This is a genomic window from Vibrio sp. 10N.261.51.A4, from assembly GCF_041471945.1.
Taxonomy (GTDB): Bacteria; Pseudomonadota; Gammaproteobacteria; order Enterobacterales; family Vibrionaceae; genus Vibrio; species Vibrio crassostreae_C.
In genome coordinates, this window is the sequence record NZ_JBFRPJ010000064.1 from 22,502 (window position 1) to 38,763 (window position 16,262).

Annotated in this window: 15 protein-coding genes and 1 pseudogene; 4 read left to right on the plus strand and 12 right to left on the minus strand. The window is 43.9% G+C overall.

Going from position 1 to position 16,262, the window contains the following annotated elements; all coding sequences use genetic code 11:
• Positions 1-43: 43 nt before the first annotated feature.
• Both AB4384_RS14320 and AB4384_RS14325 read right to left on the minus strand, forming a co-directional pair.
• A complete protein-coding gene (locus AB4384_RS14320; protein ID WP_372129710.1) occupies positions 44-1,777 on the minus strand; it encodes an alpha-glucosidase in 1,734 nt (577 codons plus the stop codon).
• Positions 1,778-1,845: 68 nt separating this feature from the next.
• Positions 1,846-2,811 (minus strand): LacI family DNA-binding transcriptional regulator, encoded by a 966-nt coding sequence (locus tag AB4384_RS14325; RefSeq protein WP_017070321.1) that lies wholly within the window; start codon positions 2,809-2,811, stop codon positions 1,846-1,848.
• Between the two features lie 140 nt (positions 2,812-2,951).
• On the opposite strand from AB4384_RS14325, the pseudogene AB4384_RS14330 reads away from it, so the two are divergent.
• A pseudogene (locus tag AB4384_RS14330) lies at positions 2,952-3,293 on the plus strand (DDE-type integrase/transposase/recombinase); the annotation flags it as partial.
• Between the two features lie 21 nt (positions 3,294-3,314).
• Here AB4384_RS14330 and AB4384_RS14335 read toward each other — a convergent pair.
• Complete coding sequence (locus tag AB4384_RS14335) at positions 3,315-3,563, minus strand: YkgJ family cysteine cluster protein (protein ID WP_017059389.1); 249 nt, start codon at positions 3,561-3,563, stop codon at positions 3,315-3,317.
• A gap of 159 nt (positions 3,564-3,722) precedes the next feature.
• Here AB4384_RS14335 and AB4384_RS14340 point away from each other — a divergent pair, with 159 nt between their 5' ends.
• Complete coding sequence (locus tag AB4384_RS14340) at positions 3,723-4,160, plus strand: YcgN family cysteine cluster protein (RefSeq protein ID WP_017059388.1); 438 nt, start codon at positions 3,723-3,725, stop codon at positions 4,158-4,160.
• A gap of 106 nt (positions 4,161-4,266) precedes the next feature.
• Here AB4384_RS14340 and AB4384_RS14345 read toward each other — a convergent pair whose 3' ends face one another.
• The 6 genes from AB4384_RS14345 to gap all read right to left on the minus strand — a co-directional run bounded on the left by AB4384_RS14345 (position 4,267) and on the right by gap (position 10,983).
• Complete coding sequence (locus AB4384_RS14345) at positions 4,267-6,153, minus strand: BCCT family transporter (protein ID WP_017063436.1); 1,887 nt, start codon at positions 6,151-6,153, stop codon at positions 4,267-4,269.
• A 122-nt stretch (positions 6,154-6,275) separates the two neighbouring features.
• Positions 6,276-6,629, minus strand: a complete 354-nt coding sequence (locus AB4384_RS14350) for a hypothetical protein (RefSeq protein ID WP_017059386.1) — start codon at positions 6,627-6,629, stop codon at positions 6,276-6,278.
• A gap of 276 nt (positions 6,630-6,905) precedes the next feature.
• Entirely contained in the window at positions 6,906-7,859 is a 954-nt protein-coding gene (locus tag AB4384_RS14355; protein ID WP_372129711.1) for a ChaN family lipoprotein, read from the minus strand.
• A gap of 75 nt (positions 7,860-7,934) precedes the next feature.
• Complete coding sequence (gene rlmA / locus AB4384_RS14360; RefSeq protein WP_017059384.1) at positions 7,935-8,750, minus strand: 23S rRNA (guanine(745)-N(1))-methyltransferase; 816 nt, start codon at positions 8,748-8,750, stop codon at positions 7,935-7,937.
• Positions 8,751-8,860: 110 nt separating this feature from the next.
• Positions 8,861-9,745 carry a D-hexose-6-phosphate mutarotase gene (locus AB4384_RS14365; protein ID WP_017070751.1) on the minus strand — a complete coding sequence of 295 codons (885 nt, stop codon included), beginning with the start codon at positions 9,743-9,745 and terminating at the stop codon, positions 8,861-8,863.
• 242 nt (positions 9,746-9,987) lie between these two features.
• Positions 9,988-10,983, minus strand: a complete 996-nt coding sequence (gene gap / locus AB4384_RS14370) for a type I glyceraldehyde-3-phosphate dehydrogenase (RefSeq protein ID WP_017059382.1) — start codon at positions 10,981-10,983, stop codon at positions 9,988-9,990.
• 319 nt (positions 10,984-11,302) lie between these two features.
• Between gap and msrB the strand changes: the two genes are divergently transcribed.
• Positions 11,303-11,740, plus strand: coding sequence for a peptide-methionine (R)-S-oxide reductase MsrB (gene msrB, locus AB4384_RS14375; protein ID WP_080582205.1), 438 nt, complete (start codon positions 11,303-11,305; stop codon positions 11,738-11,740).
• A gap of 175 nt (positions 11,741-11,915) precedes the next feature.
• Here the strand turns inward: msrB and AB4384_RS14380 are convergent, their stop codons facing one another.
• On the minus strand, positions 11,916-12,722 hold the full coding sequence (locus tag AB4384_RS14380; RefSeq protein ID WP_102320044.1) for a DUF2989 domain-containing protein: 807 nt from the start codon (positions 12,720-12,722) through the stop codon (positions 11,916-11,918).
• Between the two features lie 113 nt (positions 12,723-12,835).
• Between AB4384_RS14380 and AB4384_RS14385 the strand changes: the two genes are divergently transcribed.
• Positions 12,836-13,117, plus strand: a complete 282-nt coding sequence (locus AB4384_RS14385; protein ID WP_010437067.1) for a YeaC family protein — start codon at positions 12,836-12,838, stop codon at positions 13,115-13,117.
• Positions 13,118-13,260: 143 nt separating this feature from the next.
• Here the strand turns inward: AB4384_RS14385 and ansA are convergent, their stop codons facing one another.
• A complete protein-coding gene (gene ansA / locus AB4384_RS14390; protein ID WP_019823767.1) occupies positions 13,261-14,277 on the minus strand; it encodes an asparaginase in 1,017 nt (338 codons plus the stop codon).
• A 118-nt stretch (positions 14,278-14,395) separates the two neighbouring features.
• Positions 14,396-16,246 carry a signal peptide peptidase SppA gene (sppA, locus tag AB4384_RS14395; RefSeq protein ID WP_102320043.1) on the minus strand — a complete coding sequence of 617 codons (1,851 nt, stop codon included), beginning with the start codon at positions 16,244-16,246 and terminating at the stop codon, positions 14,396-14,398.
• Positions 16,247-16,262 lie beyond the last annotated feature (16 nt).

The window sequence follows — 16,262 nt, forward strand, 5'->3', positions numbered from 1 at the left end:
TAAATACAGGCTAACGTTATCAGCGCCTAGCCATAAATATAATTTAGTACTTTCTTGCAAATATATACGCGGCATAAGCGGGGGCTATTTGCGTTGTTATAAAATCTGAGCGAACGTGTTCATTGTTAATATTCTGATTATCAAGCATTAACTCGCCTAATTGGGTGCAGTCGATATCAACAACGCTCTCTTGTGGACTTAAATTGGTAATAATGGTCCATGTCATATCTTGAGCAACACGTTGATAAACATAGATATTAGGATCGTTAGCTAGCAGTAATTGATAACGGCCAACCACTAAGCTTTCATGTGACTTACGCAAAGCAATCAACTGCTTATAGAAACCTAAGATCGAATTTGGATCTTGCTGTTGTTGCTCAACATTGATATCTGCATACTGTTGATTCACCGAGAACCAAGGTTGCACCTCAGAAAAACCGGCAAAATCCTGGTCATTCCATTGCATTGGCAAGCGACTGTGGTCGCGGGATACTTGATTTAACAAGGCTAAGATATCGGCATCGCTCTGACCTTGTTGCGATAGCTTTTGAATTAAATTTCTCGCAGATACATCGTTAAATTCGTCAAGAGAAGTAAACTGATGATTTACCATACCAATCTCTTGGCCCTGATAAATAAATGGAGTCCCTTTCATCAAGAAATAACAACTCGCTAACGCGGTAGCACTGGCATACCTAGAGTTAGGATCGGCAAAAGTATCAATACTACGAGCTTGATCGTGGTTTTCTAAATAAAGCGCATTCCAGCCTTTACCTTCTAAGGCATCTTGCCAACGCGATAAAATGCGTTTGAACGCCACGAGATCGAAATTCTCGTTGCTTTGTTCTTCCGACCATAGCTTCATGTGTTCAAACTGAAAAATCATGTTAAAAACACCACCTTGATCGTGCTCGGTCGCTTCAGCAACCCAAGGCAATGCGTTGTCGGCCGTCACCCCATTGGCCTCACCAACGGTCACGATATCAAAAGGCGAAAACGCCTGCTCTTTTAACTCATACAGATGTTTTTCAATCCCTGCCACATTCATATGATAATCGAATGAAGAGACATAGTTTTCACCCTTTGGATTGGGTAAAGAGGGTAAACCAGCTTGTTTTTGAATATGGCTAATTGCATCGACACGGAAACCATCAATACCTCGTTCCAACCACCAATGAATCATTTTAAATAGTGCTTGTTTAACTTCAGGGTTTTCCCAATTAAGATCTGGCTGTTTTTTAGAAAATAGGTGCAAATAATATTGTGCAGTTTTGTCATCATATTCCCATGCACTACCATGAAAAATACTTTCCCAGTTATTTGGTTCGCAAGTCGGCTTTTCAGCTGTAGGCTCACAACCATCACGCCAAATATACCAATCACGCTTAGGGCTATCTTTGTTATCTCGCGATTCGATGAACCATGGATGCTCATCGCTAGTGTGGTTTATCACTAAATCCATAATAATGCGAATGCCACGTTCATGAGCAGCAGTGATTAATTTATCCACATCCTCAAGGGTTCCAAAGTCAGGATGAATCGCTTGATAGTCACTGATATCGTAACCGTTATCATCATTCGGTGATGCGTAGAATGGGCAGATCCATATTAAATCAATGCCCAAATCAGCAAGATAATCTAGCTTAGCAATGATCCCATTGATGTCACCAATACCGTCCTGGTTTGTATCATAAAAACTACGGGGATAAATTTGGTAGGCAGTTGCTTTCTTCCACCACGCGAGTGGTTTTGAGTGTAGATTATTAGCGAGTGTCATCGGTTATACTATGTGTGTTATCGTTAACACATAGTGTTAAATGGAACCTATTTGGACTCAATACAATTTCAGAGAAACTGTGAACTTTCTCTCATTCTTATGTCGAATGTGCCTTCAACGGAACTGAAATCGCGCTTGAGCAATTTTTTGACAGCTTGGTAGCCCACTTGATAGTAGTTAAAAGCGACAGTAGTCAGGCTTGGGACTAACAAATCGCTGTAGTCATAGTCACCCATGCCTACAATCCATAAGTTATGACCAATCTTGAGTTGCTGTTCTTTGGCGCGACGATATAAACGAATAGCAATATTATCGGTGGCACAAAAGTAGACATGATTAGGCTGTAATTGAATTGCCTGGTAGCCGGCTTTGTCCTCCGAGTTGGCTAGAGCTTGTAGTGAAAAATTCAACTCAGGGACGGTGTCAGTAATGGTGGCTTGCATCAACTTAGTACGGCTGGAAAGCATACGCTCATCATAAATATAATGTACGGCTGCCAGCGGTGCCTGCTGTTGTTTTAACTGAGTGATGGTTTGGGAAACGAGTGCTTTAATTGCAGCATGGTCGGGGTAATATAAACAGCAATGGTGGGGGGTGTTTTTACCAATAAATAACACATTGTCTAAGGTTTGATAAAACGTCTCTTCGACACTGTGCTTTGAAGCAATAATAATAGTGCCCAATGCATTTAAGCCATTAAACTCTCTCACAGCTTGGCATTCTGACTCATGGTTAAACCCTGAGGCATGAAAAAGCATTCGTACTTGTGATTCATTGGCAGCCGCCAGTGCCCCTTTAATTACTAAACTAGTTGTATATGACTCAATGCGAGGAGCAACGAAACCAATAATATTAGATTGGCTACGAATGGAACGAGCAAATATATTAGGGGTATAATGATTTTCTTTGACGATAGCATCAATTTTAAGGCGATTTTCAGCCGAGACATAACCGTCATTAAAGTAACGTGACACGGTCATTGTTGAAATTCCAAGCTGTCTTGAAATCTCCGCCATGGTCATTTTTTTACTCATCACATTTTCCTTCCATAATGTATTATTGCCATATTATCCAATATATTGGCTGACAACAAAGTAAATAAAAACGCTACCTGATGATATACACATAGTACTTCAAGTTTATAAGATATTGTCCACTTCTTGACCTGAACTGAATACCCGTAGTTACGGCCTTGCTCGCTCAGGTCTTCAGTGCAACGACTGCTAATTTAAAAATGGGCAGGAGATATCACCGACGTAGCTACAAACAAATATTGGCTATAATTAGTTGCCATTATTGACCTTTATTCAAGGCAAGTTATTGGTTGGTTTATGGGTACGAGAATAAAGGCCTCATTGATTTGTGATGTCTTATCGATGGCTTTATTTCGCCGAGAGTTTCCTGAAACGGTTATTACTCATAGCGAGGTAGTCAGTATTGTTTGAAAGACTATTGAGGCCTCATAAGCACCTATAACCTAAAGCAAAGTATGAGTAGGAAAAGAAATTGCTGGGATATAGAAAAGGGCTAATACCGCTTAGGTAATAGCTTCTAACTCGATCAGGTTATCAAGGGCTTCTTGGTCGGTTTTACCACAAATGACAGGGCAAGCTTTGAATTGGTGACATACCTTCGGGCGTGAAGGTTGACCAAATAATTTGCAGAGATCTTGCTCATTTAATTGGATGCAGCGTACCCCAGCAGGCTTACCATTAGGCATTCCAGGAATAGCAGATGTAATACTTGGAGCGATACAGCATGCTCCACAACCTAGGCGACATTCCATCAAATTAAACTCACTAAATAACAGGGTGCGCGATAGTAGCAAAAAATGATGAGAGTGACAGCTGTTGATTGAATCAAAGAATGAACAATTATTATCCTTGAACTTTTTATGGGCTAGCGGTATAACACGCACCCCAGTAAAAGAGTAAGAAGTAATCCTATGACGAATCCATTTTGGCAAGAAAAGACATTAGAACAGATGACCGAGAATGAGTGGGAATCACTTTGCGACGGTTGTGGTAAGTGCTGCCTACATAAACTAATGGATGAAGATAGCGATGAAGTTTACTACACCAATGTGGCGTGTAGCTGGTTAAACGACAAAACATGTTCGTGTAAAGATTACCCGAACCGCTTCACTTCAGGTGAAGAGTGTTTGAAGCTGACTCGTGACAAGATCGATGAGTTTCACTGGCTACCAGACACTTGTGCTTACCGCCTTTTATCAGAATCTAAGCCGATTCCTGAATGGCACCCGTTGATCACCGGATCAAAAACAGAGATGCATGCAGCAGGTGAAAGCGTTCGTAACAAAGTGGTATACGAAATCGATGTTGTCGATTGGGAAGATCACATCTTGAACCACCCGAACCGCTAGTTAACGAAGACTAGTCAATCACCCGAATAAAAAAAAGGCTCACATTTCTGTGAGCCTTTGTCGTATTTAGGAGGGTCCAAATCAATGGACTGTGTCATGGCTAATGTCAAGCAAGCGGTAAGTCTGCAACCACCTGATTGAACGTGATACGAGCATTCTGAGCTTGCTCAGATAACTCGATCTTTTTCGCTTGTGCGGCACTAAGATTACTCTCGGCCTGCTCAAGTGCTTGTTGTAGGTTCTCTGGTAACTCGTGAGTTTCCATTTGTGAACCTTGTTCTAACACATAAGCGCGAATTTCTTTCTTCACTGCGGCAAGTTCTGTGTAAGCAACACGCTCAAGTTCTGCGGCTTCTTGTGCTGCATCTCTTTCTTTCTCAAACTGAGCCAACGCCATACCTTCAGCAGACCAAGGGTCCATGTCTGGCAGTTCTTCGATGTTGATCGTTGGCTCGATATACGCATCTTGATGGCGTAGGTCGAGGTTAGTCGCACGAACCGCTGAAATCATCAGCATCACAGAGATAGCAAGCAGTGGTAAGCCACCAACAATCGCCGCCGTTTGTAGCGTACTTAGACCGCCTAAGAACATTAGAATCGTTGGTAAGAACGACAGAGTAAATGCCCAGAACATACGGTTCCAGCGCATTGGCTCTTCGGTCACGTTATTTTGTACAACAGACGCTAGGATGTATGAGATAGAGTCAAATGTTGTTGCCGTGAAAATGATACACAGCATTGTAAATACAGCGATAACCAGCGTGCTCATTGGCAATTGTGCAAGCATCGAGAAGATAGCTTTGGTTGCGCCTTCCGCATTCAAAATGGCAACGACATCTAGCTCACCAGAAAGCTGCAGTGATAGGCCGTAGTTACCTAAGATCATGAAGAACAGGAAACAACCTAGAGAACCAAAGAAGATCGACCCTGACACCATTTGTTTGATGGTTCTGCCGCGAGAGATACGCGCAACAAACAGACCCATACTCGGTGCAAATACTAGCCACCATGCCCAGTAGAAAATCGTCCAGTCTTGTGGGAAGTGAGTGTTTTCGAATGTACCGTAACCACCAAATGGTTCAGCCCACGTTGCCATCACGAAGAAGTTAGACAGTAGACGACCAATTGAGTCTAAGCCTGTTTCTAACATGAAGATTGTTGGACCCGCGATCAGAACGAAAGCCAGTAGACCCATCGCACCCCAGAAGTTGATGTTACTTAGGATCTTGATGCCTTTTTCCAATCCAGCATAAGATGAGTAAGCAAAAATCGCAGTACACACTAAAAGCACCATCACTTGCGTTAGGTTATTTTTAGGTAGACCAAATAGATGATTTAGACCTTCAGTGATCAGAGGAGCGGCTAAACCTAATGTTGTTGCAGCGCCGCCTAATAGACCGAAAATGAATAGGATATCAACGATCTTTCCTGGTACGCCTTTACTACGGTGTTCACCAAGAACAGGCATTAATGCGCTTGAAATCTTTAGAACAGGTTGTTTACGTACGTAGAAGAAGTAAGCGATAGGAATTGCCGGGATTAGGTAGATAGACCATGCGATTGGTCCCCAGTGGAATAGGCCGTAGGTCGCAGCCCAGCGTACTGCTTCTTCACTGCCAGGTTCTAGTTGGAAAGGCGGTGATTGGTAGTAGTAAGCCCACTCAATACAGCCCCAATACAAGATACTTGCACCGATACCGCCACAAAATAGCATGGCAGCCCATGATGCAGTTTTAAACTCAGGCTCTTCATCAGCTTCGCCCAGTTTAATTTGTCCCATATCACTGAATACTACGTACACCATAAATGCACAGGCTGCGAGACCTAGAGCAAGATACAGGAATCCGAGTTGATCAGTCATGAATGTTTTCGCAACCGCAATCCAGTCTGCGCCCTGTGCAGGGAACAAAATGAGCGGGAAAACTATCGTGAGTAGGAGTGCTATAGCACCAAAAAAGGTTGGCTTATCGATAAGCTCAAAAGTGTTTTTCACGAGTATTATTCCATTAAAATGAGAGCGGAATTATGGAATGAACTCGTTTTTTAGACCTAATCGGGTCTATTGTCGTAACGATAAATCGCTTTTATTCTAGAGAATGCGATAGGTTGGCAAGGCTAAATGAGTGCGAGAAGAATACCGCCTACGGTTGCCGCTGCGGACAGGTATTGCCCCGCTGAATAAGAACCATCATCTTCTTCTTCAATCTTATCTGGGTGATCCATACCCAAGGCACCATGAGCGAATGACTCAACTTTATCGGTAACTGTCGCGTTTTCTGCTTCGACTTTCTTCGCTTCTTTATCAATTTCTTTTAGGGCAGATAAGAGTGCTTTGCCTTCATCAGAAAGCCTAACCGTATTTTGCTCAACCTTAAGCGGTGTAGGCTTTTCAGCTTCGTTAGCTGAACTCTTAGCGTTCATCTGCGAAGGCGAATACAGCTGAGTATTACTCGTTCCTACTGGCGTCATATAGCTCTCCTTACCTATCCTTAAATATAGTATCGGCAGAGGTGTGAAAAACTTGTGCAATTAATCATCGATAGTGATGTTTTTTTATTCGCACATTACATTTTCGTCTGCTTGGTTAAATCGTCTATTTACTAAGCAAGTCTTGTGCCGATAAGAATGTTTGATTTTAGATAGAGTTAGGATGAATGACGGGAACGTGATCAAGTTGTGACGATGGGCTAATTATCTAGGATTAGCCCATCGACTCTTTAGCTTAGAAGAGTGGATCAACAGATCCTACTCACACTCTAGGCTAGCGCTACGTTTTGACAGATGCTTGTATGCCTTCATTCGGTTCTCTTTCTTTACAAAGCGAGCCGGCGGCGAAAGCACTTCAAGCTGATAATCACCGCTATCCGATGAGATCGCTTCAACCGGGCTGATGATGGCGATTTTTAAATCAGGGTTACGACGTAGAATTGATGCCGCCGTCCCTAAACCACCCTCGGTGTGGAACTTGCCAGCCACGTGAATCACTTGTTTATCAGGGTTTGATGCTAGGTAATCCACAATCGACTCAGCCATGGTTTCGTCCCAGGTAACCTGAGCGGAAAACTGCTTTTCTGTTTGCTCTGGCGTACCGTGATGCATAGAAGCCATGAACTTTTCTTTGTAAGGGCTATCGCCAGTATCCACTTCGGCAGCAATCCATTGGCGTTGCTCGGTCGATAATTGGTCTAGGTAAGGCAATCCTTTACGGCCAATACACTGCACGAATGGCTTTGGTGCATTTGCCGCAATAACATCGACGTCGTTGGCTTTTGCGAACTCAACTAACGCGCGGTAATCACTTTCGTAATTTGGCCAAGCTGCCGCTTGAGACATGAGAATTTGTTCGCCAATTTCGCCGTTTAAGTATTGGTCAAGTGTGGCTTGGTGCTCTCGAGTGAACTGTTCCATTGAAAGCGCAATGTTTGATGTTGCGTTGCGGCGCGCTTTTAAGAAGTCGGTTTGGAAGCGGTGAATGGCAGAATGCGTGTGCCATTCGCCAATTAGAACCACATCAGCGTCAATCAGCTGCTCGGGTAATGCATCGAGAGAAAGTGTTTCGCCTTGTGGAGAAGCGAACTGGTAGTCATAGAATGTGGAAACGGATTCCGTTTGAGCCACTTTTTGAGAAGTGTCTTTTGCAGGTTGACTAGCACAAGCCGTGAGAAGAGTAGCTAATCCGATAAGAATAATACGTTGCATGAAATGCCTCCTTGAAGAACACGCATACTAAAGGAGGCAAGATAAGATTTCAATGCAAACGATAATCAATATCAATTAAATTTGTTTGCGGTACACTCGCAGCATAAAGTCAGCTTCACAGTTGAATTGCTCTGCCTCGGTGAGTTGTAGTTTAAACTCTTCACTCGCCTTCCAAGCAAACGGCGTCATCTGTAGCAGGTCGAATGCATCTGACCCCGATAGTTCCATCATATAGTTTAGTTGCTCTTGATGCTCAAGCGTAAAACCTTCGATCACTTCTGGATCTTCGTCGTGCAAGCGAACGCCATCATAAATTGCATCACGCAGTTGATACAGGTGTCGGCTAGCTGGTGTCACGGTGATCACCACACCATTATCTTTGATGGTGCGTTGTAACTCTTCAGCCTTGCAAGGCGCGTAAATGCGTAGAATTCCGTCTAAGCTGTTTTCAGCAAAGGGTAGGCGATGGCTTGATGCAACTGAGAAGTCGACAGCAGGGTAGCGTTTAGCGGCGTATTTGATAGCAATCTTAGAAATGTCTAGGCCAAAAGTAGCCCCTTTCTTTTCTTGAAGATTCACAGCAATTTCGTTGGTGTAATAACCTTCGCCACAACCAATATCCAATAGGCTAGGCGTCTCTTCTGGTAGATAGCGAGAACACAACGTCACCACCGCTTGGCGCATTGGGTCATAGTGGTTACCTTCAAGGAAGCGACGACGTGCCTGCATCATCTCTTTGTTGTCACCTGGATCTTTTGAGCGTTTGTGGTGCGCAGGCATCAAATTGACGTAGCCTTCTTTCGCTAGGTCGAACTGATGGTTCTTTTCACACTTAAACGTACGATCGTTTTGAGATAAAGGTTGGTGACACAAAGGGCATTGGTAAGTCATGGAGACCTCTAAAGGAGAATAGACAGCGCAAGTGTAACGAGCTAAAACCAAAAAGTAAAAGAGCGACATAAAGCCGCTCAAAAATCGTTTTTATAACTGTATTTATACGGTTATTGGGCACTAATCACAGTGATCAGTTGGTGGTTTTCACCCGGCCGGAGCGTTTTACCGGCTTCTAGGCTTGGTGCGTGCAGTGTTGATTCAACACATAGCATGGTTAGGTAACCGTCGTCTTGCATGTCGCCCATACTTGCAGCGCCTTCTGCCCACGGGTTCCACAGTACTGCAGAGTTATGACCGTGGTTTTCAACTGTTAGCGTGCGATCCAGCTTCTTGTCAGCAACAAAGATTTGCGCTTCTGGTTGCGTGTAAACGCGGTCAATCGTGTCGGTCAGTACCAGTTCAGATCCACCTTGGCAGATCTTGCCACCTTGCAGGCTATCAATGTACTCAGCACCCATACCAGTGGTGGTTGTGTTGTGGATATCGCCAACGTTTAGGTAAGTGTGTAGTGCACCAGAGAAAGTCCATGGCTGAGAATCAGTGTTCTTCACGTCCAGCGTTACTTTTAGTTGTTCGCCGATCTCAACATTCAAGCGAGCATCAAACTGATGAGGCCATACTGCTAGCGTCTCTTCGCTTGGCTTCAGACCTAAGCTAACAATCACGCCAGCTTCGCTTTCACGGTGTTCAACCAATTGCCATTCACTTGAACGGGCAAAACCATGTGCTGGTGCTGCAATGCGACCAAACCAAGGCCAACATACTGGAATACCACCACGCAGAGCCGTTTTACCATCGAACTTAGCTTGTTGGCTCATCCAAATTAGGTCTTCTTGACCTTGCGGTTGGAATGACACCACATGGCCGCCAAACAGTGAAATCGCTGCGTTTGCTTTATCGTGGATAACGCGAACCAGTTTTACACCTTCGTGTTCAACGATAGTGACGTTGTCAGAAAGTACCGCCAGTGCAGGTAGAGTAGATAAATCCATTACATGATCCTTCTAAGGAAATTGAATTCAAATGCTGACTAGAGTGATGCTTGTGTTTTCATGAGTAACAAGCAGAGTCAGTATTAGAATTGAATTTTGCGTTTGGGCTATCTTGATGAGCTTAGACAGACGCGGTTTAAAAGATAGCAGGCATTAAAAAGGCGACACTAAGGTCGCCTTTTTCAAAGTCTGCTCAAAACAGTCTTTGCTAATGCTTATCTAAAGCGATTTCTAAAAAGAAATTACTTAGAGATGTGAGCGATTAGGTCTAGAACTTTGTTTGAGTAACCGATTTCGTTGTCGTACCAAGATACAACTTTAACGAATTTGTCAGTTAGAGCAACACCAGCTTTAGCATCGAATACTGAAGTTTGAACTTCACCGATGAAATCTTGTGATACTACTTGGTCTTCAGTGTAACCAAGAACGCCAGCCATTTCGCCTTCAGAAGCTTCTTTCATTGCAGCACAAATTTCTTCGTAAGATGCAGCTTCTTTTAGGTTAACTGTTAGGTCAACTACAGATACGTTAGCAGTTGGTACACGGAAAGCCATACCAGTTAGAAGGCCGTTTAGTTCTGGAAGAACAACGCCTACAGCTTTAGCAGCACCAGTTGAAGATGGGATGATGTTTTGAGAAGCACCACGGCCACCGCGCCAGTCTTTAGCAGAAGGGCCATCTACAGTTTTTTGAGTTGCTGTAGTAGCGTGAACTGTAGTCATAAGACCAGACTCAATGCCCCACTTATCGTTAAGTACTTTAGCGATAGGTGCAAGACAGTTAGTAGTACAAGAAGCGTTAGAAACGATGTCTTGACCAGCGTAAGATGCTTGGTTAACGCCCATTACGAACATTGGAGTTGCATCTTTAGAAGGACCAGTAAGAACTACTTTCTTAGCGCCAGCAGTGATGTGCTTACGTGCAGTCTCGTCAGTTAGGAAAAGACCAGTTGCTTCAGCAACTACGTCTACGTCGATAGCATCCCACTTAAGGTCTTCTGGGTTACGCTCAGCTGTAACACGTACAGTTTTACCGTTAACGATTAGGTTACCGCCTTCAACTTCAACAGTACCGTTGAAACGGCCGTGAGTTGAGTCGTACTTAAGCATGTATGCCATGTACTCTACGTCGATTAGATCGTTAATACCTACTACTTCGATGTCTGCACGCTCTTGAGCTGCGCGGAATACGAAACGGCCGATACGGCCAAAACCGTTAATACCTACTTTGATAGTCATTGTAGTTGCTCCACAACTTAATTTCTGATTAAAGATAACTGGTAGTAAAATTACAGAATCCAGTATACATCTGCAATAGATAATCCGACTTAACTTGTTTAATGTCAAAAAAAAGCGACGCTTTTCTTAACAATTGGGTGTAAGTGGTTGAAAATTGACCATTGCAAGTGGCTCTGTACCCTTCCAGTTGGGTAAAATACCCCTAAATGATGATTCACTTATGAGTGTATATGTACAATGTTTCCTGGTGAGAAAGTATGTGCTACAAAACGACTCATATGCAAGCCTTTATAGAAAAAAGTAAATATAATAACTGAGAATGTGGAGAGATATTAACGTGATTCAAAAGGGAGGAAATATGATAAAGCCTGATGAATACTGGCGTGAGCGCCTAACGGACGACGAATTTTCAGTGTGTCGTGAGCGTGGTACTGAAGCCCCATATAGCGGCAAGTTACTGCACAACCATAAGACTGGCGTCTATAGCTGCACATGCTGTGAAAGCCCTTTGTTTCTGTCGGATAACAAATATGACTCTGGGTGTGGTTGGCCAAGCTTTGATGCCCCAGTGAATGATGAAGCAGTACGCTATATAGAAGATCTAAGTCACGGAATGAAGCGTGTAGAGATCCGTTGTACCGCCTGTGATAGCCATTTAGGTCACGTTTTTCCAGATGGCCCGAAGACCACAGGTGAACGGTTCTGTGTTAATTCAGTGTCGTTAATTTTCAACAAAAATGACGAAAGTACGAAATAACTTGTAACTATTGTCTAATCCTTACAGGTCGCATTTGTCGATTTAGGAAGGCTGAAACGCCCAAGGTTTCAGATTTAACTCTAGTACAAATAAAAACAGCTACTAAAAAGGTAGCTGTTTTTATTTGAAAGCAGGTGAATAACAAGCTTAAGTAAGAACACTATAAATGAAGCGATCAGTAACTCGGGACGATTGAAGGGCTGTAAATTCCATCCTCAATCGCTTCGACGATGTTATCTGCGTCTTTATTTAGCTTCTTATAGGTTGCCTTGTCGAAATGGTACAACACCGTGAGCTCGGCTTCAGAAGCAATCGGCACGTCAAAGTCTTTGGCTACCATTGCCCATACGTACGCCTTTTCTCTATGGCCTAAGCTGTGATTGATGCTAGCCATGGACTTAAATATCTCAGTATTAACAACCGAGTTATTCGACAAGGTTAGCGCATTATTGAGTAGCTTCAATGTCTTGGCATGATCTCTCGTGGTATAGAAAGTCGCTAGAGCATATTGCATCTCCGCCGTATTTAATGCTTCAGTTCCTTCTAACTGTAAGAAGCTGCGTCTTGCATTAGTATCACCAGTTTGTGACCACAAGAAGTAGAGTGTTTCTGGTGTGTCTGATTGAGATAGCTCACTAACGATTCGTTCTGACTCTTCAATACTGTGCATTAATGCCGTAAAGCGACGCTCTTGCAGCTTAGATTGATCGATCGTTTCGATCTGTGCCGCGAGCTCTAGGCACTTTTTGTAGGCAGTGACTAATTCGAATTCTTTAATTTTGTTGATTTCGGTGGGTTGCTTCTGAACTTCAAATCGATGCCAGATGAGGTCGGTACGTGCGACACGACATTGCCCATCGTTCATGTTCAATTGTTCACACTGAAGACCCGGATTGCTTTGGCACAGTTGATCGGTATTTTTGTTCCCTTCAAGACACCCAACCAGAGTGAAAGGCAATAGGCTAATCGCCAACCATTTCATAATTTTCATATTCCTTCACTTGTGATCAGATGCACTTATTATTGGTCAGGTTCTTGACTCAATTCTGTTACGGGTTATTTTCTGGTGAAAATTGTTAAAACTAAGGCTTTACCATGGATGCAGAACAACTTCTTAGCGCAATGACACCCGAGGTCTACGAACGTTTAACCTACGCAGTTGAAACGGGTAAATGGCCAGAAGGTACGGCGCTCTCAAAAGAACAGCGCGACTCGTGTATGCAAGCGGTTATGTTATACCAATCTAAACATAACTCTGAAGCTCAACATATGACAATTGCAGCTGGTGGTGAGATTAGCTTTAAATCTAAGTCTGAACTAAAGAAACAGTTTAAGTCAGATCAAGAAGACATTGTTAGGGTTAACCCGAATCATTAAGCTTAAATTACAACAAAGGGGTGGCAATGTGCCACCCCTTTTAGTTTAACTCGTTTATTTATAAGCAATAAAACGATTTAGTTCACGTTAAGCCGCCGTTACTTTCATAGAATAACTGGCTTTAACGTGAATCCTTGAACAGGTTATAAGCTCATCTCACCGCGCAATACTTGTTGCATCTGAGCCTTCACTTCTTCGTAGCCTAGGTTTTGGCTTAATAGATAATGCAATTTCGCCAGTGCCGCTTCTGGTGTCATATCGTAACCACTCACCACGCCCGCTTCTGCTAGTGCACAACCTGTCGCGTAACCACCCATGTTGACTTTACCAGCCAAACATTGAGTTAGGTTCACCACAATAACACCGCGCTCTGAGGCATCTTTCAGGTGCTGAAGCAGTTCTGGGTTTTGTGGTGCGTTACCCACACCGAAAGTAAGCAGAATCATCGCGTTAACAGGTTGTAATAGCGTGTTACGGATAACTTCGTGTGAGATGCCTGGGTACATTGTGATTACGCCGATAGGTTGCGGAGTAATGTTATGAACCTTGAAAGCACCTTCAGGTTGTTCGTTTACTTTTACATTATTGCTAAGTTGGATATTGATACCCGCTTCTAGCAAAGGATTCAGGTTTGGAGACGTAAACGCATTGAAGCCATCTGCGTGTGATTTTGTGCTGCGATTACCACGCATCAACTTGTTGTTGAAGAACAGTGTCACTTCGTTGATTGGGTAGTTTGCTGCAATGTGTAGCGCATTCAGCAGGTTTGCTTGTCCGTCTGAACGAAGCTCTGCTAGTGGGATTTGAGAGCCCGTAACAATCACAGGTTTGCCGAGGTTTTCAAGCATGAAAGACAGTGCAGAGGCAGTGTAAGCCATAGTGTCTGTGCCATGCAGGATAACGAAACCATCGTACTTATCGTAGTTCGCGCGAATGTCATCAGCGATAGTCTGCCAATCAAGTGGCGTCATATCTGAAGAGTCCATTAATGGAGAGTATTCGTGAATGGTGTACTCAGGCATCTCTGGGCGATGGAATTCAGGCATGCCAGCTAGCTGCTTATCCATGAAACCTGCGACAGGAACATAGCCGTGGTCAATAGACTTCTGCATGCCAATTGTGCCGCCGGTGTACGCGATATAGATGTGTTTTCTTTCCATGGCGATTAATACTTAGTGTGATGTAGGGAACAGGGGGGCGATTATAGCGAATTATCATGCAATAAAAAGAGGCACCTCACACAGAGGCACCCCTTAGTTATTGAGTTATTGGCTCAACTTATTGAACTTGGCAATTTAAGCAGAAAGCGTATCGGCCTTGTGGGTCGTTAAAGTTGCCTAACAGCTGGCTATCTTGAGCTAACTGCTGAGTAACAGGCTGTAAACTGCTTGGTATCATCGATTGAATATCTAGGCCTATCGACATCTGAACTTGGTTCATAAATTCTTGAATAAATTGTTCAGTGGCCGAAAGTGGCTCTTCAACCCAGTAGATGTTGTAGCTTTCAAGCTCTGCAAGTGAAGCCGCAGCTGCAACCGCATCATCGAAATCACCAATCTCATCGACTAAGCCTTTCTGAATCGCATCTTGACCTGTCCAAACTCGACCTTGAGCAATCTTGTCGACAGCATCGACTTCCAGACCGCGATTTTCTCCAACTAGGCTGATGAATCGGCGGTATCCGTTTTCAATGCCCATTTGGAATGCGTCTTTCGCGCCATCGCTAAGTCCAGTTGTAATACCAAGACCTGAGAAAGGTGAGGTGCCAACGCCATCAGTGTAAACACCAATATCGTTCAACCCTTTTTCGAAGGTGGTGATAACACTGAAGATACCAATTGAACCCGTTAGTGTGGTTGGCTGAGCTAGGATCTTATCCGCACCCATCGAGATCCAGTAACCACCCGAAGCAGCAAGGCTCGACATCGACACAACAACCGGTTTACCCGCTTGCTTGATCGCTTCTATTTCATTACGGATAACTTCAGAAGCAAAGGCACTGCCACCTGGGCTATCGACACGAAGTACAACCGCTTTCACTTTATCGTCGTTACGTGCTTGGCGCAGTAGGGCTGCTGTGGTATCGCCGCCAACGGTGCCACGTGGTTGCTTGCCATCCATAATTGCGCCGCTCGCTACAATCACGGCAACGTCGTGTGATTCACTAGTCATGTTTGGAAGCATGGTTGTACGGTATTCGTAGTAACCAAACGCGTTGTAGCTGTCTTGGCCGTCACTGCCGAAAACATCGGCAAGCTCTAGTCGAACTTGCTGGCGTGTCGCTAGCTCATCCACTAAGCCAAGTTTCTCGGCCAGTTTTGCAATGTCACCGTCCACAGACTCAAGTTCTTTCAAGAAGGTGTCCATGCTTGGGTTCAGTGTCTTAGCGTCTATTTGACGGTTGTTGCTGACGTCATCAACGTACGCACCCCATAGTTGGCTTAACCAACGAGAAGCGGACTCTTTCGCTGCGTCTGACATGTCATCACGAATGAAAGGCTCAATAGCTGACTTATAAGTGCCCACACGGAACACGTGCGTGTTTACGTCTAGTTTCTCTAACAACGTTTTGTAGTAAAGCGAGTAAGCGCTATAGCCTTTAAGAAGAACCCCACCATCTGGTGATAGGAAGACCTTAGTTGCGTAGCTGGCTAGGTAGTATTGGCTTTGGTTGTAAAAGTCACCCACCGCATAAATCGGTTTGCCTGTTGCTTTGAACTCATTCAATGCTTTAGCAATGTAGCGTAGCTTGGTCAGGTTGGTTTCTGGCAGCTCTTTGAGAGCTAAAACGATACCAGTAACCTTGTCATCGTCTTTTGCGTAGCGAATCGTTTCAACGATATCAAACAGGATGTTCTCTTTTGGAAGGTCTTTGCCAAGTAGTGAACCTGTGACCGAATCCATCGGATTGATATAGCGGCTTTGTTCCACAATAGGGCCAGACAGATTAAGCACTAAAGCCGAATCCTGAGGAACCGTCGGTTGAGCCGTATCTGAATGGAAGTACACAAAGTAGATGATGGCGATACTGAGTAAAAAGACTAGGTTAACCAGCGCAAGACGTACAAACGTAATGAGCTTCCAAATCCCTTTAAAGAACATGCCTATAAATTTGAATATTTTTTTCATTCTGTCTCCGCAGTGA

Bases quoted from the DNA above. Each gene is read 5' to 3' on its own strand.
- AB4384_RS14340 (WP_017059388.1), top strand. From the start codon at position 3,723: ATGACGAATCCATTTTGGCAAGAAAAGACATTAGAACAGATGACCGAG.
- AB4384_RS14320 (WP_372129710.1), bottom strand. From the start codon at position 1,777: ATGACACTCGCTAATAATCTACACTCAAAACCACTCGCGTGGTGGAAG.
- AB4384_RS14335 (WP_017059389.1), bottom strand. From the start codon at position 3,563: ATGGAATGTCGCCTAGGTTGTGGAGCATGCTGTATCGCTCCAAGTATT.
- gap (WP_017059382.1), bottom strand. From the start codon at position 10,983: ATGACTATCAAAGTAGGTATTAACGGTTTTGGCCGTATCGGCCGTTTC.
- AB4384_RS14365 (WP_017070751.1), bottom strand. From the start codon at position 9,745: ATGGATTTATCTACTCTACCTGCACTGGCGGTACTTTCTGACAACGTC.
- AB4384_RS14350 (WP_017059386.1), bottom strand. From the start codon at position 6,629: ATGACGCCAGTAGGAACGAGTAATACTCAGCTGTATTCGCCTTCGCAG.
- AB4384_RS14380 (WP_102320044.1), bottom strand. From the start codon at position 12,722: ATGAAATGGTTGGCGATTAGCCTATTGCCTTTCACTCTGGTTGGGTGT.
- sppA (WP_102320043.1), bottom strand. From the start codon at position 16,246: ATGAAAAAAATATTCAAATTTATAGGCATGTTCTTTAAAGGGATTTGG.
- AB4384_RS14325 (WP_017070321.1), bottom strand. From the start codon at position 2,811: ATGAGTAAAAAAATGACCATGGCGGAGATTTCAAGACAGCTTGGAATT.
- rlmA (WP_017059384.1), bottom strand. From the start codon at position 8,750: ATGACTTACCAATGCCCTTTGTGTCACCAACCTTTATCTCAAAACGAT.
- AB4384_RS14355 (WP_372129711.1), bottom strand. From the start codon at position 7,859: ATGCAACGTATTATTCTTATCGGATTAGCTACTCTTCTCACGGCTTGT.
- ansA (WP_019823767.1), bottom strand. From the start codon at position 14,277: ATGGAAAGAAAACACATCTATATCGCGTACACCGGCGGCACAATTGGC.
- msrB (WP_080582205.1), top strand. From the start codon at position 11,303: ATGTGGAGAGATATTAACGTGATTCAAAAGGGAGGAAATATGATAAAG.
- AB4384_RS14385 (WP_010437067.1), top strand. From the start codon at position 12,836: ATGGATGCAGAACAACTTCTTAGCGCAATGACACCCGAGGTCTACGAA.